Origin of the sequence: Pradoshia sp. (genome assembly GCF_051873915.1) — a bacterium.
GTDB lineage: Bacteria > Bacillota > Bacilli > Bacillales > Pradoshiaceae > Pradoshia.
On the sequence record NZ_JBJEFJ010000185.1, the window covers coordinates 1 to 19595 of the forward strand.

Genomic DNA, 19595 nt, shown 5'->3' on the forward strand with positions numbered 1-19595 from the left:
TGGGCATTGGGTGGGCTTTCTCTGACGATGCCCACCCTTTGTCCACCCTTCCTACCCCTTGCATGGGCCTTGGGCGGGAGGTGCCTGGCTACTCCCATACCTCTCTACCTTCCATCCTCATTATCCCTTTGCCTGAGTTCCCCCTCCTCCCTATACCATAAAAAAGAAGCAGGGTTTCTCCTGCTTCCATTCCCGCTCCTCTTCACTCTGTCTTGCGGGCTTCCTTGATTGGCATAAGGACATATTCACTTACACCGACAATTTGGTCCTTGTCAATGTACCCTAGGCCATTGCGGCTGTCCATGCTGTTTAATCGGTTGTCACCGAGGACGAAGTATTGGTGGTCGGGGATAGTGACGGGTCCAAAGTCTCCGGTGTAATTCATGTCAACTGCATGGGCTTTTTCGATTTCTTCGGCGAGGTAGGGTTCATTTACTTCTTCGCCGTTAATGTATAGGTGGTCATTGGTCATTTCTACTGTGTCACCTGGGAGGCCGATGACGCGTTTGACATAATTGATGTCTCGGTTTTTCCCGTCAATGATGATGATATCTTGCCGGTTGACTGAGCCGGTATAGGCTACTACCTTATTGACGAGTAGTTTTTCATTATTATTTAATGTTGGCTCCATGGAGGCGCCTTCTACGATAAATGGTTCAAATAGGAATGCTCGAACGCCGAGAGCCAATATGAGGGCAATGGTTAAGGCGGTTATCCAACTGAACAGTTCAGATTTCATGATTTTTTTCATGTGTGTCACCCTTTTTTGGTTTCTAGCTATTGGCTTTCTGGATTAGTTGGTATATTCATATCTTTTATTGTATCATGTTAAACTCTTTTTTTCTTCGGGACGGCATTCACTTACCCTTTACATTTGTGTTACGGTTTGCTTGTTTGCTTCAGGGGAATAAAATGAAGAAGAGAAAAGCAGGTAGACTATTTTGAAGTGTGTGAAAGAGAGGACGGGTTTTCATGCTTAGCTTATCGAGGAATCATGATCCGAAGAAGAATGAGCTTTTGTTATCGAAATGGCTTCCGAAGGGACGGACAATGGCTAATCTGGCGTCAGAAACGGAGCAGGTTTTAAAGGAGGCGATTCGCCAAAATGAACCGAAGCATTCGTTTCCTGCCATGACAAAGCGGTTCGCTTATTTTTTTCCGCGTCTTTTCTTGACGACAACAAAGGGGCCAGATTTAACTCATCCCCCTGCCCTTAAGGAAGGGACTCTTTATCCGCAGTGGAAGGATACGCTTGATGATGAGTATGAAGTTCTGAATCAAGCAATCAACAAGCAAGTGAATGTAGTTGATTATGGTGCTGTCGGCGACGGGGTGACGGATTGTACGAAGGCTTTTGCGGAGGCAGTTGGGCATGGACGAAGAATGGTGTTTGTCCCTGAAGGAACGTATATCGTCAAAGGCGTCAAACTCCCTTCCTTCACGTGCTTTGTCGGCGAGGGCAAGGGCAGGTCTATTCTGAAGCTATCAGATGATGCGGTTGTTTCAAGCACGCTTCTTAGAAATGCTAATCCTATTAGGGGTAATCACCATATTCTCGTGCAAGCTCTTACGCTTGATTGGAATTCAGGCCGGATTCCTGCCGGGCAGAGAACAAGTGCAGGGAATAATCGCTCCAGCTGCCTGACCTATGCGCATGTCACCTACGGCTGGGTAAAGGATGTGGAGGCTGTGAATGCCGGACTGCATGGGTTTGATCTTTCCTCCAGCTTTTATACATATCTCGGTGACGGTACATGGTCGCGCGGGGCAAGCCGATATATTTGGGTCGACCATGTAACAGGCTATGGCTTCGGGGATGACGGTGTGACAACCCATCACAGCAGCCATCTGCTGATTACGAACAGCCATATGTGCTTCCCGAGCGGCAGGGCCCATGCGGAGGGCTTTTCGAATTCAAACGGCTTTGAGATTGATGACGGGTCGAATGATGTATGGCTCATTCATAATTCCTCCAGCCATTGCTTCGGCGGCATCGAAATAAAAGCACATGCGACAGCTTCTGCTGCTAGCAACGTCCATATATACGGGCATTTGTCGGTCCATGATAATCGCTCCTTTAATTTCCGCCATATCGGCCATCATCTGCAAACCGACCCGGATTCTCTGTCAGCCTTTAACATCAGTGCGGTAAATCTCGTATCGATGGCACCTGTCTTTACAGACTTATACAAAGACTCAGCGCCCCGTTGCCTGGTTGTATCGGCTTATCAAAATGTCGTCATGAATCATTTTACGATGATTGGCGATTCTGAATACGATTACAAGGGTGAACCGATGGCCGCGATTCAATATAAATCGAGGTCGATTACGATCCGACATGCTTCTTCCCGACATTTCAAGACGGCTTCCGCCGACATAAAAATCTTCGGGGGGCCTCAGCATTCTGACCATATTCAGCTTGAAGGGCTAATCTTTACTGATTCAGCACCCATTGCCATCGACATTGGTCCTAAGGTTAAGAATATTACCGTTTCCTCTGTCACTGCAAGGAGAGAGAACGGTATGGCTGCCATTCAAGTGGCAGAGCCATCTGCCCGTTTAGCTAATATTGAAACAGCGGGCTATCAAACATCGATTAAATTTGCCGGAAAAACCAATCATCTGTCATAAAAGAGCATGTTGGCGCATACCTATTTAGTGGTTAATTTTGTTTCTATAACAAAGAGGTGACCGCTAGTGAACAAGATTCTAAAAGGTATGAGTCAGCTTGTCTTTTTTTGCAAAGAATTTCTGCCTCAAGTTTTATCGCTCATTTATTATTCTGGGATTTTCATCATCATCGGGTGGACCCTTGCCCAGTTGTTTTTCTTAGATCCTGCTCCACTCCAGGCTGACCCAGCCGTCCCTCCAACCTGGTGGACGGAGTATATCATCAAGCCGATTGTTTCATCACAGGTGAACCGGCTCCTATTCCAGGGATTCTTCTATCTATTGGTCTGGATTTCTTTGTTTATGATTATTCCTTTAACTACCCGCCAATTAAAGCGCTTCCGTTTATTCCAGATGGAGTTTGAGGTCGAGGATAAGGAAACAGCTGCTGTAGAGTTTATTGAGCTTCAAAGTGCAAAAGCTACGATCCTTTCTCATATGTATTCTGATATCTTTATCGGAAAGCTCTTCACATTCCTTGATGAGGAATCCATGGAAGTGGATTATGAGTCCGCTCTGGCCTATTTCCTTGAGGATTTAAAAATAAGCTACCACCGTCACTATCAGATTCCCTTCGAATTCATTACCTGTCAGTTCGACCAACTAAAAGGAGTCGAACGCAGCTATGCTGAGTTATCAAAGGAAACCGGTGAACCTGAGGTCGTTAATTGGGAGCGGCCGCTTGAAAAATTCAAAAAGAACCGCCTGATTTTCCATTTTCTTTATAAGGGCATAGAAAAAGTGACTATACTCTCAAGCCACTCAGCACAGTTCGATATCATTGATAAGCAGAACATCCTCTTCCTCCATTACGCTCTCATGTCACAATCCGAAAACATCGAATATGCCATGCAGCTTGAAAAAGAAGAATGGCCATTTTTGAAAACTCCCCTTTGATTACAATATAATTATACAAAACATATATTTTTTTTATACAAAAAGGTTTAACTATCTCGAATTAAGTGAATATACCAAATGATTACAAAATATTTAAGAAAAGGGGATAATCAAAATGAGTATTGTTCAAAAAATTGCACTTGTCTTAACTATTATTGGAGCGGTTAACTGGGGATTAGTCGGTTTCTTCCAATTTGATCTTGTTGCTGCCTTATTTGGAGGCCAAGACGCCATCCTTTCGCGCATTGTTTATGCATTAGTCGGAATTGCTGGTTTAATCAATATTGGACTATTGTTTGCACCTGCAAAAGAAACAAGAACTGCCTAATAAGTGAACAAACAGAAATGGCCCCTCCTTATGCGAGGGGTTTTGTTTTGTGAAAATGCGTGGAATGCCGCTTCAGCATCTCTTGCACGATTTGATTATTGGCGGCGAGCTCGCTTGGGTCCTTCACCCGAATTTTCTTCTCTGAGAACGGCTCTGCAAATCGTTCGCCTTTTTTATAACGGTCATATACTTCACGAATATGATCCATACATGATTCCCCTCCCTCAGTCCTCAGGTTATGTATATTCAAGAAATCCATTAAATTCCCCATCTATTTAACTATTAATCTCGGCTTTTTTTATATAAAAAATCATCTGTCAGGAAACGGTAAAGGTTGCTGACATTCACTATTTGAAATTGCTGAGTTTTGTGGTAAAGTTATGAATTGTTTGAAGTGATACTTGAAATGGATATCCACTAGGTATATCCACTCAAAATATGCTATGATATGTTATCGTTATAATAAAAATCATGACATTATTTTACTTAAGAATGGAGATTTTTTAATGCCGCAAAGCAAATCTTCTATCCACTCATTTAGGCAGATTTTCTTTTTGTACATAGGCTGTGTCATTATATTTGCTTGTCTATATCTGCTTCCTGTGTCAAAAACGGCTGATTTGGCTGTTATTGATTCATTATTCCTATCAACGAGCGCTTTAAGTGTGACAGGATTAACCCCTATTGATATTGGTACGGAATTAACAAGAGTGGGACAATCCATTTTAATGGTGGAGATGCAGCTTGGGGGAATCGGAATTGTTGTCATCATCAGTTATCTATTCTTAGTAATGGATAAACGAATTACCGTCTCAAATATGCTTCTTTTATCAAAAGACCAGAATCATCATAAGCTGGGTTCCATTACAGCTTTGGGAGTTTCGGTCTTAATTATCGCATCGATTGTGGAGACGATTTGTTTTTTCATTCTTTTTGGCGAGATTCGGCCGCGCTTTGATGATTTCGGTGATGCTGTCTTCGTGACTGCTTTCCATTCTGTCGCAAGCTTTACCAATTCAGGATTCGATTTATTCGGAGATAGCCTTGTCTCATTCAAGCACAATAATTTGTTCCTGACCACAACGGCAATCACGATTTTCCTTGGCAGTCTTGGTTATCCAACCATGATGGAATACATCCTTTCCTTCAGAAAGAAGAAGACCTTGTTTACCCGGATCAATATCCGGATGCATCTTCTGCTGCTGTTTGCAGGAACCGTCCTTTATCTCTTGCTCGAATCAAAGAATATTCTGGAGGGATTTTCTTTCTGGGACAAGCTGACCAATGCATTTTTCTTTTCGGCAACTTCAAGAAATGGCGGTTTGACGACAATTGATGTGTCAGGGCTGACCATTACGACTGTTCTATGCCTGATGTTTCTTATGTTTATCGGGGGAGCATCATCAAGTACCGGGGGAGGAATCCGGCTGACAACGGCAGCCGTCTTAATCGCAAAGATTGGTGCCGTGGCTAAATCACGCAAAGAAGTGGTCATCATGCGCAAGACGATTACACAGGATACGATCGATAAATCATTTATGATTTTCTTTACCTTTATCACGCTCTTTTTCGTATCCACCATTTTGCTGACAACATGGCAGCCGCAGGAACTTGAGCCAATTATGTTTGAGGTTCTGTCTGCATTGACGAATACAGGGCTCTCATTTGGCATTACAAACGAATTGACAGGTGCATCGAAAACCATACTAATCTTGTTGATGATTATTGGCCGGATTGGTATTTTCAGTTTCATCTATACGATTTTTAAAGCAGAAAAATTTAAAGCTAGATACTTAAAAGAAGACTTAGCTGTGGGCTAATCTAAACAAAGAGGAGATACAAAATCATGAAGTCATATTTAGTCATTGGAGCCGGACGATTTGGAACTGGGATTGTCAAGGAGCTTCACAAACAGCACTGTGAAGTGGTTGTCAGTGACAAGGATGAACGAAACCTTGAGCTGCTTGATGAGTATTCAACACATGCCATCGTTGGGGACCTCCGCGAAGGCGATGTGCTCGATGAATTGAAGATTGATCAGTTCAACGCTGTATTCATTGCAATTGGTTCTGACGCTTATTCCGCGATTCTTATCACAAAAAAGGTCAAGGAACGAAAAGCGAAAAAAATCATAGCGAAGGCAAATAACCGGGAAATCGGGGAAATCCTGCAAAGCTTGGGCGCTGACCGTGTCATCCTTCCTGAAGAAGAGGCCGGTAGAAAGGTTGCCCGACAAGAAATGCTTACAGGTGTGATTGAATATATTGAGATTACGAAAGATATTTCCGCGATTGAAATGGAGGTTCCGGAATTGATGCATGGGAAGTCATTGAATGAAATGAACTTCTCAAGGAAGTTTGACATTACTGTATCCTTGGTGCTTCGCAATGGTGAACCTATTCTCTCACACTTTGCTGATTTGCAGCTCCAGCCTGGCGATGACTTTCTGCTCATTGGGTCGAATACAAGCATTGATAAATTCAAGAAAAAATATAAATAATTCGAGGTGAGTGTCTTGTTGGTTGGTCATGTAAAAGGACTAATGCGGCACCCGGTTAAATCATTTACGGGTGAGGAAGTGACGCAAACGAATGTCATGCCTTATGGATTATACGGGGACCGGAGTCATGCTTATCGTGATCTTTCCCGGATAGACAAATTTTTGACCATCACCCAGGCACCGCAAATGGCCTGCTACACAGCGTCCTTTCAAGGAGAAGATGATTTAGAGCGCTATCCGGCCATTGCAGTCCGAACACCAAATGGCGTTGAACTTGAATGGGATGACCCAATACTGCTAGAAGAACTGGAGACATTATCCAAAAGGCCAATCCAGCCTGTACAATACACTACTAATGAGGTTCCAATCGGACCGCTTGAGGAGGACCATTTACTCCTAGTCTCGGAAGCTTCCATTCAATCCTTATCTGAGGAATGGGGAAAAGCACTTGATTACAGACGCTTCCGGCCAAATATTCTTCTCTCGCTAACTGAACAGCAGCCATTTGGTGAGGAACAATGGATTGGGAAGACACTCTTAATTGGCGATACCGTGAGAATCTCCATCAATAAACCTTGCGAGCGCTGCATGATTATTACCGTTGATCCCGAAACCGGACTAAGAGATCCCTCTCTTTTAAAGCTTGTCGCTAATACTCGGAAGAATTATTTTGGTGTATATGCCTCGGTCATTGCAACCGGGCCGATTCATATAGGTGATGATATTCGCCTTTTATCATAAAAGAAGGAGTTTGAACGTTTATTTCTGTTCAAACTCCTTCTTTATTATCTGCTAAATATCAATGCTGCATATCCACTTGCTAAACAGGTCTGCTTGACTAGGTTTTTTTCATTTTTTAGGGTCCATGATGCAGGAAACCTGAAGCACAGCCAAATCACTCCTTAAGCCAGCTTAGTGCTGGTTTCTTAAGACAAATCCATTGATGATGAATGTATAAATGAGATTTCCTACCTCAGCCAGGAAGTAATCCAACTCTTGATCAAACCATTTCTTCAATAACCCTATGATTCCATGCATAAGGAAATAAACAGCACAAACGAATTGTTCAGGATTTCTTACATATCCTTCATATTTACTTTCTTTTGCATAGTAAATGAGTTTTCGGGACATTTTGTCGACAAGGACACTCTCATCATGCCTGACAAGGATTTTAAAAATTTTTTCATTATCCTGCATGTAGTTTATTAACCCCCTTAATGACCGTTCCGTGTCTTCCTTATGATATTGGTATCCTCGCTCCCTGAATAACCTAATAAATTCAGTCGCAAAATCCTCTAATACGGCCTCGTGCACCTCATATACATCCTTGAAATGCTGATAAAAGGTGCTTCTATTCACCCCAGCCAGATTGGCAATTTCTTTCACGGTTATTTTATTGATTGGTTTTTCATGAACAATGTCAGTAAATGCACGCTTGATCAAATGCCTTGTTTTAATTGTTCGTCTATCGATTTTCATCACTAATCTCCCGCTTATTTTTTACATTCATAGCCTATTCAACCTTTACCTTATCCATCGTCAAAGGGCCTTAGAACTTTTCGATTCTCCTAGCAGTAAAAACTGCTTCGAGTGGTGATCAATCATCACTACTCTTACTGAGTATGCCCCATTTTTGTTAGAACGAACTTCAAAAATTGAATGAGAGAAAGAGAGGAAATAATGGATGGAACCTGTATGGCTTAGAATGAATAATTGAATCGAAAAAGCCGGCTTTCGTTTATCCTTAAAAGCCGGCCTTTCTTTATCTTTTATTTTTCAGGAGGTCTTTCTTCTGGCTGGCAAGGGCATTGAACCTTTCATCAAGCTGTTCATATATCCCATCACCCGCTGTCCTTTCACTCAGCTTGCCGAGAAGAGCCGTCATTTCGGTTTCCATTACCATTAGCTGTTCCTCAAGATAATCAGTCTTTTCTTCCATTATAACGTTATCTTCCAGCCGCTTAATTTGTTTATTCTCAATATGCAGGCGTTTATCACATATCTTATTTAAGAAAAAACGGTCATGAGATACGGCTATGACCGTTCCCTGGTAGGAGGCTAATGCGCTTTCAAGTCTCTCCCTGCTGATAAGGTCAAGATGATTAGTCGGTTCATCCAAAATCAATAGCTCATAGCCATGAAGAAGCAGACAGGCAAGCTTCACTTTTGTCCGTTGACCGAGGGACAGAGCTTGCATCGGCTTGATTATGTCATCTCTGGACAAACCTAAATGGGTCAGAATCAGCTTTGCTCTTTGCTGCTCCTCTCTGTCATGTAAACCAATGACTTCGATTGCCGACTTGTCAGCCGGCAGATCACCGACATCCTGACTCATATATCCAATGGATACACCAGGGCTCACCCATACTTCCCCGTCTGTCGCATTTTCCTCCTGACAAAGGATACGGAGCAAGGTTGTTTTGCCAGAACCATTACTCCCAGTCAATGCAAATCTCTCTCCTCGCTTCACGTAGAAATGGCTATTTTCGAACAAAACTTCTTCTCCATAATGCTTGTTTAATTTCTTCACCTCTATTATTCTCTTCCCATGCTTTCCAGCGTCCAAGAAGCGGAAATCAACTTGAGGCTCTTCCTCCGGCTTTTCGGCTTTATGCTTCCTCAGTTCTGATTCAAGACGTTTTCTTTTTGATTTGACTTGTATATCCATCTTCTTTGCCTTCACACGATGGTATTCTTTCGCCCCGATGGTTCCTCCCTGCTTGGTAGATTCTCGATGGGCCTTTTCAGACCAATTCTGCAATTGCTCCATTTGTGACTCAATTCGGCGGATGTCCTTCTGCTGATTCTCATAGGCAATTTGTTCAATACGTCTATTCTCCGCTTTCTGTGCATGATAGGCAGAATAATTGCCGTCGTAGGCTTTTGCTTCCCCTTTCTCCAATTCAAAGATTCTTGTAACTGTTTCGTCGAGAAAATAACGGTCGTGGGATATAATGACCACGGCACCAGGAAAGACCTGCAATTCCCCAATCAGCCATTCGATTCCCTCCTGGTCCAAATGGTTGGTCGGTTCATCTAGAATCAATAAATCAGGCGATGAGGCCCATACATGAGCAAGTGCGAGCTTGATTCTCTCTCCTCCGCTTAAATGTCCGAAATCCTCTTCATTCCATTTCTTGAGCTTTCGAAGTCCCATCAAGCTTGCAAAAGTGTAAAATCCTTTATCATGCCCCGCCTCTTCGATTGCTTTAAATGTTTTGCTGGAGTATTCAACCGACTGGCGTAAATAGCCGATGTTCAAATGATCTGATGATGATTCTATTACTCCCTCATCCGGTTCAAGCTCACCTGCCAAAATATTAGCTGCAGTAGTTTTTCCCGCTCCATTTATCCCTATAAGTCCAATCCGTTCCTTTATGCGGACATGCAGCTCCATTCCTGTCAGAACATCTTTATCTCCGTACGATTTTTTTATTCCTCTTAGACTGATGACATTCATCCAATCACCTCCATCATATTTCAGGCAGGGCTAACGCAAAACAAAAAGCCCTGGAACAGAAACCTGCCAGGGAGGAATGCGCCTATAAACCGGAATACAGGAAAGAACACCCCATGAATCAATCATGGAGACCTTCTGCCATTCCATATGTTAGAGGGTGAAAAGGGCGCACTAATCCAATTTTTCAGGTTTCTGTTTTAAATTTCAAACGACCTGTAAAATCAGATTAGAATTTCATTGTCCCAAATCAGTCCTTTTCAAATAAGTTACCAACAGTATAATCTTCCAATTTCCTCCTTGTCAATGGGCGTATAGCCAATATTCATTCCTTTGATTCCTGCCGCTTTCGGCACTCTTTTCAAAAAAAGACTAGGATTTTGTCATCAATTTGCGCAAAAGGGTTTCGATTCCTGGCTATTTCATGTATAATCCACACATAAAGAACAATTGTACGTTCGAGGAGGACATCATGAAACAATTTGGGATTTTACCGAAAATTATCGCTGCCATTTTCTTAGGAATTATGATTGGTCTTATTGCACCAGCCTGGCTGGTTCGCATATTTGCAACCTTTAATGGGTTATTCTCAAGCTTTCTTGAATTCATCATTCCATTCATTATTATCGGCTTCATCGCTTCGGGAATCGGAATGATGGGAAGAGGAGCTGGAAAAATGCTTGGCATTACAACCGGCCTCGCCTATGCTTCTACCATCCTTGCCGGAATATTTGCCTTCCTGGCTGCCAAGACAATGTATCCTTCCCTTCTGCAAAACCAGGTCGCCAAAAGCTTCACAAGTCCTGAGGAGGCCTTGCTGTCTCCTTATTTCACGATAGAAATGCCAGCTGTAATGGGCGTTATGACGGCCCTTTTAGTAGCCTTTACAATTGGACTCGGGATGGCATCTATTAAGGGTGATGCCCTGCTGAATGTGATGGAAGAGTTTAAAGAGATTGTCGTCAAAGTGATTAATGTGATCATCATCCCGCTTTTGCCACTTCATATATTCGGCATCTTCGCCAATATGACACAAGGCGGACAGATTGCTTCCATTATGAGTGTATTCGCAAAAGTGTTCGTCATGATTATTGCACTCCATCTCATTATGCTGGCATTCCAATATACGATGGCAGGCTCTGTCACAAAGAATAATCCATACCAGATGCTAAAAGGGATGCTGCCAGCTTATTTCACCGCCCTTGGAACACAGTCATCTGCTTCAACCATTCCGGTTACCCTGAAGTTCACGAAGAAAATGGGCGTGAACAAAAAAGTCGCTGATTTCACGGTGCCTCTATTAGCAACCATTCATCTATCTGGCAGTACGATTACATTAGTCAGTTGTGCGATGGCGGTCATGATGCTTCAAGGCATAGATACTGGATTTATGCAGATGCTTCCATTCATTTTGATGCTTGGCGTAACAATGATAGCGGCTCCCGGGGTTCCCGGCGGTGCGGTCATGGCGGCACTAGGTCTGCTGGAATCCATGCTTGGCTTCTCTGATAATATGCTTTCACTCATGATTGCCCTCTATCTCGCACAGGATAGCTTTGGGACTGCCTGCAACGTGACAGGCGACGGAGCGATATCGGCCCTTGCAGGTCGTTTCGCTCCTAAGGAGGACTCCTCCAAGCTTCAAATCGAACGAGAGGAACAGGTCATCTAATCAAAAAAAGCATTCAGAACATATTGTTCTGAATGCTTTTTTCTTAGGTCTCTTATTCCATCCATTCTGTATGGAAGATACCTTCTTTATCCACACGCTCATACGTATGAGCACCAAAGTAGTCACGTTGTGCTTGCAATAGGTTTGCAGGCAATGTTTCTGCACGGTAGCTGTCATAGTATGAAAGGGCAGCGCTGAAGCATGGTACAGGAATACCTGCTTGGATTGCTGCGCCAATCACTTCACGAAGCGCATCCTGGTAGCTAGTCACGATTTCTTTGAAGTAATCGTCAAGAAGAAGGTTCTTCAGCTCAGGATTGCGGTCATAGGCATCCTTGATTTTTTGCAGGAATTGCGCACGGATGATACAGCCGCCGCGGAAGATCATCGCGATATCACCGTATTGAAGATCCCAGCCGAATTCATCAGATGCAGCTTTCATTTGAGCGAATCCTTGTGCATAAGAGCAAATTTTACTCATATAAAGGGCCTTGCGGATAGATTCGATGAATGCTTCTTTATCACCAGTAAATTCTTTCTGTGCAGGACCAGATAATACTTTAGAAGCAGCAACACGCTCATCCTTCAAGGCAGACAAGAAGCGTGCAAATACGGATTCTGTGATGATTGGAAGCGGAACACCAAGGTCAAGTGCACTTTGGCTTGTCCATTTTCCAGTACCTTTTTGGCCTGCTTTATCAAGAATGATGTCAACCATTGGCTTGCCTGTTTCTTCATCCTTTTTCGTAAAGATATCAGCTGTGATTTCAATTAGGTAGCTGTCTAGTTCACCTTTATTCCACTCAGAGAACACTTCATGTAATTCCTCAGCGTTAAGTCCAAGAATATGGCGGAGCAAGGAATAGGATTCAGAGATCAATTGCATGTCTCCATATTCGATTCCGTTATGGACCATTTTGACATAATGTCCTGCTCCATCCGGACCGATGTATGTGCAGCAATCATCTTCGCCGACTTTAGCAGAGATCGCCTTCAAGATAGGAGCAACAAGCTCATACGCTTCTTTTTGCCCGCCCGGCATGATGGAAGGACCTTTCAATGCTCCCTCTTCACCGCCGGAAACACCGGTACCGATGAAGTAGAAGCCTTGCTTGCTGAGCTCTTCATTACGGCGTTGTGTGTCTTTGTAGAATGTGTTGCCGCCGTCAATGATAATATCACCTTTATCAAGGTAAGGAGTTAATTGTGCAATTGTCGCATCTGTAGCGGCACCTGCTTTAACCATAATTAGTATTTTACGAGGTTTTTCTAGAGAATTGACGAATTCCTCAATTGAATATGTAGGCAGCACATTTTTGCCTTCCGCCTCTTTCATCATTGCGTCTGTCTTATCAGAAGAACGATTATAAACGGAAATGGAATACCCGCGGCTTTCTATATTAAATGCTAGGTTTTTGCCCATGACGGCTAGACCGATGACACCGATTTGTTGTTTTCCCATTGCTAACATTCCTTTCACTCATGGATTTCACTTGTATAAACCGTATTAACCTTAGCAATTTTACACCATTTGTGCAAGTTCTTAAACCATTATTTCAAAGGTCACTCCCCTTGCTTTGGACGATGCAAAAAATCCTTGCTGAAGCTCGTATTGCTCGCGGCATTGGAATCTTTGACTTCAATGCCTTTTTGAATGATTTGGCTTCCGAACTTCTTCGTAATGGCATCCATGGCAGACTCAAGCTTCACTTCCTTCACATCCTGTGTGTAGGAAAATAAATCGAGCTGCTTCATGGCCTCGTGGGCGTCGACGACTTCATTGGCAGTAACACCGAGCAGACGGACGGGATCGCCGCTCCAATGCTTCATGAACAATTCCTTCGCATGTGTGTACAAATCATCGCCTTTGACGATAGGGTTTACCAATGTTTTACCCCGAGTTACGGTTCTTCTATCCTTATAACGTATCATTATTTGAACTTTTGCCGCTAATAGCTCTTTTTTCTTGAGTCTTGCCCCGACTTTTTCACTCAAACGCTTCAGCACAGCAAATAATTCCTGCTGATTGGCAACATCTCTCGGAAGTGTTGTCGAGTTACCGACACTTTTGTAATCATAGATTGATTCGGGGTCTACCTCTCGGCGGTCTATCCCGTTTGCCCGTTCCTTCAGGCGAAGCCCATTGATGCCGAGGAGCTTCTCTAGTGCTCCTTCATAGGCATTTGCTAGGTCGCCGATGGTTTTGATTTGCAGTGTTGCCAGCTTTTCAGCTGTTTTCTCACCGACTCCATGCATTTCCCCGACCGGAAGAGGCCAAAGCTTGTCCTTTACTTCACGTTTGCGGAGGATGGTGATGCCCATCGGCTTCTTCATGTCAGAGGCAGTTTTGGCTAGGAATTTATTCGGTGCAATCCCAATGCTGCACGGAAGACCCATCGTCTCCATAATGCGCTCCTGAATCGTTTGTGCAATCTTGATGGGTGACTTTCCTTCACAATAATCCGTGATATCTAAATAGCCCTCATCAATGGATACCGGCTCCACTAATGGAGTAAATGTTCGAAGCAGTTCAAAGATCCCTTGGGAGGCTGAGCGGTAACGGTCAAAATTAGGTTCCATCACAATCAGTTTCGGGCAAAGCTTTTGCGCCTGCCAAATAGGCATGGTCGTCTTAACGCCAAACTTCCGTGCCTCGTAACTGCAGGTCACGATAATGCCTCTGCGCTCCTTTGCATTTCCCGCAATGGCCAGAGGCTTCCCTTTGAGTGCTGGGTCAAAGGCGATTTCGACCGAAGCATAAAAGCTATTCATATCTACGTGCAGAATAATGCGCCCTCCTCTTTTGGGCTGCCCTTTTACTGTCATGTCAATCACTCCCTACTCCATCTGCCATGAACTAGTATCATGGCAAAGAAGCCACCGGTATCCCCCGGTGGCCGATTTCCTTTATAGATTACTTCGTTGGAGCAGCTACTTCTTCAATGATGGCCAGGACCATTTCACCTAATTTATATAGTTCAGCAATTGGCATTTTTTCATTGGTTGTATGAATTTCTTCATAGCCTACTGCCAGGTTGACTGTCGGAATGCCATGTCCGGCAATGACGTTTGCGTCAGAACCGCCGCCGCTATGCTTTAATTCAGGTTCTCTTCCGATTTTTCGTGCAGCCTTCTTGGCTACTTCTACGACATGGTCACCGTCTCCATATTTGAAGCCAGGGTACATGACATCGATTTCCACCTCTGCTGTACCGCCCATCTCAGCTGCCACAGATTCAAACGCTTCCTTCATGAGAGCTGCTTGAGCTTCCATCTTCTCTGTAATTAATGAACGTGCTTCTGCCAAGATTTCAACATGGTCTACTACGATATTTGTTTGCTGATTACCGCCATCAAAACGACCGATATTCGCAGTTGTTTCTTCATCAATGCGGCCAAGCGGCATTTTTGCGATAGCTTTTGCAGCAATCGTGATTGCTGAAACGCCCTTTTCAGGAGCCACGCCTGCATGAGCTGTTTTCCCTTTAATCACCGCTTTAATTTTTGCTTGTGTCGGAGCAGCAACGATAATATTTCCTACCGCTTCATCGCTGTCTAGTGCAAAACCGTATGTAGCTTTAATAAGAGATGGATCTAGCGCCTTCGCACCTACAAGGCCGGATTCTTCTCCCACTGTAATAATGAATTGGATTGTTCCGTGCTTCAAGTCATTCTCTTTGATTACACGAAGTACCTCAAGCATGACTGAAAGACCAGTCTTATCATCCGCTCCAAGGATGGTTGTCCCATCAGTTACAACATAGCCATCCTTAATGCTTGGCTTAACGCCGACTCCTGGTGTTACGGTATCCATATGGGATGTGAAGTAAATGGTATCCGCACCCTCCACATTTCCAGGAAGTGTACAAATTAAGTTTCCAGCCCCAAAGCCTGTAGCTTCTTTGGCATTGTCTTCGTATACATCCAGGCCAAGCGCCGTGAATTTATCTTTTAATACTTTTGAGATTTGGCCTTCATTTTTTGTTTCAGAATCGATTTGGACTAATTCTAGGAATTCCTGCAATAATCTTTCTTCATTAATCATTCTATCTTCCTCCTAACCAGGAATAAGCTTTACCTTTTTAAGTATACCGATGTTTTTCTGATAAGAAAAGGGCGGAGCCCCCTGCTGCCCTAGACATATTTTGCCTATTAAGCGTAACAATTCTGAATAGATAGAACGTTTAAGCCCTTTCATGAAAAGAAGAGAAATCCGCAATGGATTTCTCTTCCTCTTTCTCATAATGGTATATTGCCATGCTTTTTCGCCGGGCGAACTTCCTTCTTCGTTCTTAGGATCTCTAGTGCCTGAGCAATTTTGAGCCTTGTCTCGCGCGGGTCGATGACATCGTCAACCATCCCTTGGCTGGCTGCCACATAAGGATTCGCAAACTTTTCCCGGTATTCCTCAATTTTTTGCTGACGGACCTTCTCTGGGTCTGGACTATTATTTATTTCTCTCGCAAAGATGATGTTAGCGGCACCCTGTGGTCCCATAACGGCTATTTCCGCATTTGGCCAAGCATATACTAGATCTGCCCCAATCGATTTGCTGTTGAGGGCGACATAAGCCCCTCCGTACGCTTTGCGCAGGATGACTGTCAGCTTTGGCACTGTTGCCTCTGAGTACGCATACAGAATCTTCGCACCATGTCGAATGATTCCCCCATGCTCCTGCTTAATTCCAGGGAAGAAGCCGGATACATCTTCAAAGGTGACAATCGGAATATTGAAGGAGTCACAAAAACGGATGAATCGTGCTGCCTTATCGGACGAATTAATATCAAGTCCCCCTGCCATGTTTTTAGGCTGGTTACAAACAAGGCCAATCGTTTCCCCGCGGAGGCGGGCTAAACCAATCACAATATTCTTCGCAAATCCCTCCTGGATCTCCATAAAGGATCCTTCATCCACTACCTCTCGCACAACCTTTCTAACATCATATGGTCGAACACCATCAAACGGCACGATATCACAGAGGTCCGGCCGGTCATCATCGTTATCATTCCAGTCTTTGCGAGGGGGAGATTGCTCGTTATTGAGAGGCAGATAAGACACAAGCTGTCTGACCATCAGCAAAGTCTCCTCTTCTGTTTTCCCTTCGAAATGAGCATTCCCGCTCACTGTATTATGAACCTTAGCTCCGCCGAGGTCCTCTGAGCTGATCTTCTCACCTGTAACGGTTTCAATTACCTTTGGTCCTGTAATGAACATCTGGCTTGTCTTATCAACCATGAAAACAAAATCCGTAATAGCCGGCGAATAGACGGCACCGCCCGCGCACGGCCCCATGATGACAGATATTTGCGGAACAACCCCCGAATAGATGACATTCCGATAGAAGACATGTCCATATCCATCAAGTGATGTGACACCTTCTTGAATTCTCGCCCCGCCTGAGTCATTCAGGCCGATAATCGGCGCACCGTTTTTCGCAGCCAAGTCCATAATATTGGAGATTTTCTTGGCATGCATCTCACCAAGAGCTCCTCCAAATACCGTGAAATCCTGTGAGAATATGTATACAGGCCTGCCATCAATTTTGCCGTACCCGGTTACTACACCATCTCCCGGCCCCTTTACCTGATCCAGCCCGAAATCTTTATTACGATGTTCAACAAATGCATATAGTTCTACAAAGCTATCCTCATCTACAAGAAGGTCAATCCGTTCCCTGGCCGTTAATTTTCCCTTATCATGCTGCTTCTCAATCTTCTCGAATCCACCGCCAAGCTCAATATCATTCCTTCTGTCATACAGCTCCGTGATCTTCTCGTAAATATCCACCCTTATTCCTCCCGTTTCGGTTTCTCACATAATTCAACCAAAACCCTATGTACTGACTTAGGATGTATGAATGCCACTTCTGTATGATGTGCACCAGGCCTCGGTTCTTCATCAATCAACTGTAATCCTTTTTCTTTCAGTTCAGCAATTCTATCTTTAATACTCGTAACTTCAAGAGCAATATGGTGAATGCCCTCCCCTTTTGTTTCGATAAACTTCGCAATTGGGCTTGTCTCATCAAGAGGTTCTAGCAGCTCAATCCGGGTATTTCCTGCCGATAGGAAGGCAACCCTTACCTTTTGACCTTGAACAATTTCTTCCCCTTCGTGAATCATTCCAAGTACATCCTCATAAATAGGAAGCGCTTTCGAAATTGATTTCACGGCAACGCCTATATGATCAATTCCCCTATGCATACTCATCCTCCCTTTTTTTGCCTATTTAAATAATAGAACATTCGTAAAATTCTATAAAGACATATAGCTTGAATGAGCAGAAATTTTTTTCACTTGAGGAGGAATGCGAAACATAGTAGTATCGAAATAAGAGCAAATAAGGAGTGGAATTCATGTCTAATAAGCGTACCCGAAAAGTCATTGTCTATTTAATGATCATCTCTATGGTGGTTGTTACCTTGCTATCAGGGATTTCCGCTTTTCTATAATCGGTCGTATTAGAAAACACCAGCTTTCTCATAGCTGGTGTTTTTTTATCTTTTATCAAGGCTTTGCCGCTTTACTGACGGCACCATATTTAATGGCAAAGATAAGCGGGTCCTCATCTCCTGAGTATATGTATACCTTTGTGGCGAGTGGAGCATGGGTGAATAATCGTTCGGCATCTTCATTTTTCATGCGTATGCAGCCATTTGAAATATGTTTGCCGATGGAGTCTTCTCTATTGGTTCCGTGGATTCCATACACCCGCCCATTTGTCTCTCGTGCATCAATGCCCATCCATCTTGAGCCTAATGGATTGCGCGGACTATTTGCGGGTATCCGCTTAGCGGAATATTCAGGGTCCGTAAATTTCGTCACAATCGTAAATAGTCCTTCAGGGGTATCGCCTGCTTCTTTTCCTGTCGCTACCGAGAAACGCATCAGTTCCTGTTCATCCTCATAATAATACAATTCATTTTCCTGTTTATTAATAATGATGAACGGATCGCCAGGAAGCGGATTCGGTCCAAGGGGCCAGAGCGGCGAGATGATGTGCAAAACAAAAACGAGTGAGAGCCAGTTCATAGGGAATCCCCTTTTTTCACATAGTATCTGACCTTCTCACTCGTCTTATTCAGCCTCTTCTCACTCTCGTATAGGGCAATGGTTTGACCGTGCTCTTGATAATGAGGTAATCCTTCAGTTCCTTTCCCAATTGGAAAAGAGCCGCACGGCGTTCAAATTCATCAAAATTCGCCGGAATATCCTTTTTCTTCAATTCATCCAGCAGATCTTCAAGCTGTTTGATATGTTCTTCTGTCGTATTCCTGTGATGAACATTATCACTCAAATGTCCAATGAATTCACCCATTTCACGACTGCCCTCATGCTCGGATAAATCCATTTTCCCTGCGAGCGGAAGAATACGCTTCAAGATGCCAAGCTGTCTTTCCCTGAGCTTGAAGTAATGATAATAGGAATCCTCGCTTCCGGTAATATGATTCTCTAGATCAACGGCAGCATAAAAGACCGCTTTTTTGATGGCGTTATCTGCCTCAATAATTTCCTTTCCTGTCCAGATGCTATTACCTGTCACTAAGTATTCACTTAGTTCCTTTAATATAATTCTGTATAAGTCCTCAATCTTTTCTTTATACGAAATGATTTCGCGGTCCATGCTTGGCATATAGAAGTTCACAAGAAAAGCAACGCTGATTCCGATGACGACAAGGCAGAACTCATTAAACAAAGTCGCCATGGTAATCGAGTTTGAAGCATATAGATGAAGGATTATGACGGAGCTCGTCACGATACCGCCGGACACCTTCAACGCGACAGTTGTCGGGATAAATAATAGGAGCATTAACCCGATGACGGGCGGTGTATATCCGAGCCACTCAAAGAATAAATAGGAATAGGCCATCGCAATCAAACAGGCTGCAAAACGGTCTCCAGCTGCCCTGAGCGATTTCTTTTTCGTACGCTGGATACACAAAATAGTAATGATTCCAGCCGAAGCAAAGCTTTGCAGACCGATCAATTGTGCAAGATAAATGGCCATTGGTGTCCCAATTGCCGTTTTGATCGTTCGATAGCCAATTTTGAACATGTATGTATCACCCCGA

General features: G+C 43.6%; 19 protein-coding genes. 8 read left to right on the plus strand and 11 right to left on the minus strand.

From position 1 onward, the window contains the following. Positions 1-202: 202 nt before the first annotated feature. Positions 203-751: a signal peptidase I gene (gene lepB, locus ACI35L_RS16170; protein WP_049670236.1), complete on the minus strand. Its 549-nt coding sequence runs from the start codon at positions 749-751 to the stop codon at positions 203-205. A 221-nt stretch (positions 752-972) separates the two neighbouring features. Here lepB and ACI35L_RS16175 point away from each other — a divergent pair, with 221 nt between their 5' ends. From ACI35L_RS16175 to ACI35L_RS16185, 3 genes are all read left to right on the plus strand, one after another. Further along, positions 973-2631: a glycosyl hydrolase family 28-related protein gene (locus ACI35L_RS16175; protein WP_049670235.1), complete on the plus strand. Its 1659-nt coding sequence runs from the start codon at positions 973-975 to the stop codon at positions 2629-2631. Between the two features lie 66 nt (positions 2632-2697). Beyond that, positions 2698-3567, plus strand: coding sequence for a hypothetical protein (locus ACI35L_RS16180; RefSeq protein WP_049670234.1), 870 nt, complete (start codon positions 2698-2700; stop codon positions 3565-3567). Positions 3568-3682: 115 nt separating this feature from the next. Further along, positions 3683-3895: a DUF378 domain-containing protein gene (locus ACI35L_RS16185; RefSeq protein WP_049670233.1), complete on the plus strand. Its 213-nt coding sequence runs from the start codon at positions 3683-3685 to the stop codon at positions 3893-3895. A 28-nt stretch (positions 3896-3923) separates the two neighbouring features. Here ACI35L_RS16185 and ACI35L_RS16190 read toward each other — a convergent pair whose 3' ends face one another. Then, positions 3924-4103 (minus strand): hypothetical protein, encoded by a 180-nt coding sequence (locus ACI35L_RS16190; RefSeq protein ID WP_049670232.1) that lies wholly within the window; start codon positions 4101-4103, stop codon positions 3924-3926. Positions 4104-4401: 298 nt separating this feature from the next. Between ACI35L_RS16190 and ACI35L_RS16195 the strand changes: the two genes are divergently transcribed. Genes ACI35L_RS16195 through ACI35L_RS16205 form a run of 3 tightly spaced genes read left to right on the plus strand, consistent with a single transcriptional unit; the run spans position 4402 to position 7136 of the window. Then, positions 4402-5715 (plus strand): TrkH family potassium uptake protein, encoded by a 1314-nt coding sequence (locus ACI35L_RS16195; protein ID WP_439803313.1) that lies wholly within the window; start codon positions 4402-4404, stop codon positions 5713-5715. 26 nt (positions 5716-5741) lie between these two features. Beyond that, entirely contained in the window at positions 5742-6395 is a 654-nt protein-coding gene (locus ACI35L_RS16200; protein ID WP_049670230.1) for a potassium channel family protein, read from the plus strand. A 15-nt stretch (positions 6396-6410) separates the two neighbouring features. Further along, on the plus strand, positions 6411-7136 hold the full coding sequence (locus ACI35L_RS16205; RefSeq protein ID WP_439803314.1) for an MOSC domain-containing protein: 726 nt from the start codon (positions 6411-6413) through the stop codon (positions 7134-7136). A gap of 171 nt (positions 7137-7307) precedes the next feature. Here the strand turns inward: ACI35L_RS16205 and ACI35L_RS16210 are convergent, their stop codons facing one another. Next, positions 7308-7874 carry a TetR/AcrR family transcriptional regulator gene (locus tag ACI35L_RS16210; RefSeq protein ID WP_049670228.1) on the minus strand — a complete coding sequence of 189 codons (567 nt, stop codon included), beginning with the start codon at positions 7872-7874 and terminating at the stop codon, positions 7308-7310. A gap of 283 nt (positions 7875-8157) precedes the next feature. Then, positions 8158-9855, minus strand: coding sequence for a ribosomal protection-like ABC-F family protein (abc-f, locus tag ACI35L_RS16215; RefSeq protein ID WP_439803315.1), 1698 nt, complete (start codon positions 9853-9855; stop codon positions 8158-8160). 469 nt (positions 9856-10324) lie between these two features. On the opposite strand from abc-f, the gene ACI35L_RS16220 reads away from it, so the two are divergent. Further along, the gene (locus ACI35L_RS16220) at positions 10325-11524 is read left to right on the plus strand and encodes a dicarboxylate/amino acid:cation symporter (protein ID WP_439803316.1); all 1200 of its coding nucleotides are present in this window, start codon (positions 10325-10327) and stop codon (positions 11522-11524) included. 52 nt (positions 11525-11576) lie between these two features. Here the strand turns inward: ACI35L_RS16220 and gndA are convergent, their stop codons facing one another. From gndA to mce, 5 genes are all read right to left on the minus strand, one after another. After that, positions 11577-12986, minus strand: a complete 1410-nt coding sequence (gene gndA, locus ACI35L_RS16225; RefSeq protein WP_049670225.1) for an NADP-dependent phosphogluconate dehydrogenase — start codon at positions 12984-12986, stop codon at positions 11577-11579. A 101-nt stretch (positions 12987-13087) separates the two neighbouring features. Continuing rightward, positions 13088-14350, minus strand: a complete 1263-nt coding sequence (locus ACI35L_RS16230) for a DNA polymerase IV (RefSeq protein WP_049670224.1) — start codon at positions 14348-14350, stop codon at positions 13088-13090. An 88-nt stretch (positions 14351-14438) separates the two neighbouring features. Continuing rightward, the gene (locus ACI35L_RS16235) at positions 14439-15569 is read right to left on the minus strand and encodes a M20/M25/M40 family metallo-hydrolase (protein WP_049670223.1); all 1131 of its coding nucleotides are present in this window, start codon (positions 15567-15569) and stop codon (positions 14439-14441) included. Positions 15570-15763: 194 nt separating this feature from the next. Next, the gene (locus ACI35L_RS16240; RefSeq protein WP_049670221.1) at positions 15764-17311 is read right to left on the minus strand and encodes an acyl-CoA carboxylase subunit beta; all 1548 of its coding nucleotides are present in this window, start codon (positions 17309-17311) and stop codon (positions 15764-15766) included. Positions 17312-17313: 2 nt separating this feature from the next. Beyond that, positions 17314-17727, minus strand: a complete 414-nt coding sequence (mce, locus tag ACI35L_RS16245; RefSeq protein WP_049670220.1) for a methylmalonyl-CoA epimerase — start codon at positions 17725-17727, stop codon at positions 17314-17316. A 152-nt stretch (positions 17728-17879) separates the two neighbouring features. Here mce and prli42 point away from each other — a divergent pair, with 152 nt between their 5' ends. Further along, complete coding sequence (gene prli42, locus ACI35L_RS16250; protein ID WP_156185566.1) at positions 17880-17975, plus strand: stressosome-associated protein Prli42; 96 nt, start codon at positions 17880-17882, stop codon at positions 17973-17975. A 55-nt stretch (positions 17976-18030) separates the two neighbouring features. Here prli42 and ACI35L_RS16255 read toward each other — a convergent pair whose 3' ends face one another. Further along, positions 18031-18555 (minus strand): L,D-transpeptidase, encoded by a 525-nt coding sequence (locus ACI35L_RS16255; protein ID WP_439803317.1) that lies wholly within the window; start codon positions 18553-18555, stop codon positions 18031-18033. Between the two features lie 49 nt (positions 18556-18604). Continuing rightward, positions 18605-19579, minus strand: a complete 975-nt coding sequence (locus ACI35L_RS16260) for an aromatic acid exporter family protein (protein ID WP_439803318.1) — start codon at positions 19577-19579, stop codon at positions 18605-18607. Between the last annotated feature and the right edge of the window lie 16 nt (positions 19580-19595).

What these genes read in the sequence shown, in the direction of transcription:
- lepB (WP_049670236.1), bottom strand. Translation starts at nt 751, where the DNA reads ATGAAAAAAATCATGAAATCTGAACTGTTCAGTTGGATAACCGCCTTA.
- ACI35L_RS16175 (WP_049670235.1), top strand. Translation starts at nt 973, where the DNA reads ATGCTTAGCTTATCGAGGAATCATGATCCGAAGAAGAATGAGCTTTTG.
- ACI35L_RS16185 (WP_049670233.1), top strand. Translation starts at nt 3,683, where the DNA reads ATGAGTATTGTTCAAAAAATTGCACTTGTCTTAACTATTATTGGAGCG.
- ACI35L_RS16190 (WP_049670232.1), bottom strand. Translation starts at nt 4,103, where the DNA reads ATGGATCATATTCGTGAAGTATATGACCGTTATAAAAAAGGCGAACGA.
- ACI35L_RS16195 (WP_439803313.1), top strand. Translation starts at nt 4,402, where the DNA reads ATGCCGCAAAGCAAATCTTCTATCCACTCATTTAGGCAGATTTTCTTT.
- ACI35L_RS16200 (WP_049670230.1), top strand. Translation starts at nt 5,742, where the DNA reads ATGAAGTCATATTTAGTCATTGGAGCCGGACGATTTGGAACTGGGATT.
- ACI35L_RS16210 (WP_049670228.1), bottom strand. Translation starts at nt 7,874, where the DNA reads ATGAAAATCGATAGACGAACAATTAAAACAAGGCATTTGATCAAGCGT.
- abc-f (WP_439803315.1), bottom strand. Translation starts at nt 9,855, where the DNA reads ATGAATGTCATCAGTCTAAGAGGAATAAAAAAATCGTACGGAGATAAA.
- ACI35L_RS16220 (WP_439803316.1), top strand. Translation starts at nt 10,325, where the DNA reads ATGAAACAATTTGGGATTTTACCGAAAATTATCGCTGCCATTTTCTTA.
- gndA (WP_049670225.1), bottom strand. Translation starts at nt 12,986, where the DNA reads ATGGGAAAACAACAAATCGGTGTCATCGGTCTAGCCGTCATGGGCAAA.
- ACI35L_RS16230 (WP_049670224.1), bottom strand. Translation starts at nt 14,350, where the DNA reads ATGACAGTAAAAGGGCAGCCCAAAAGAGGAGGGCGCATTATTCTGCAC.
- ACI35L_RS16235 (WP_049670223.1), bottom strand. Translation starts at nt 15,569, where the DNA reads ATGATTAATGAAGAAAGATTATTGCAGGAATTCCTAGAATTAGTCCAA.
- mce (WP_049670220.1), bottom strand. Translation starts at nt 17,727, where the DNA reads ATGCATAGGGGAATTGATCATATAGGCGTTGCCGTGAAATCAATTTCG.
- prli42 (WP_156185566.1), top strand. Translation starts at nt 17,880, where the DNA reads ATGTCTAATAAGCGTACCCGAAAAGTCATTGTCTATTTAATGATCATC.
- ACI35L_RS16255 (WP_439803317.1), bottom strand. Translation starts at nt 18,555, where the DNA reads ATGAACTGGCTCTCACTCGTTTTTGTTTTGCACATCATCTCGCCGCTC.
- ACI35L_RS16260 (WP_439803318.1), bottom strand. Translation starts at nt 19,579, where the DNA reads ATGTTCAAAATTGGCTATCGAACGATCAAAACGGCAATTGGGACACCA.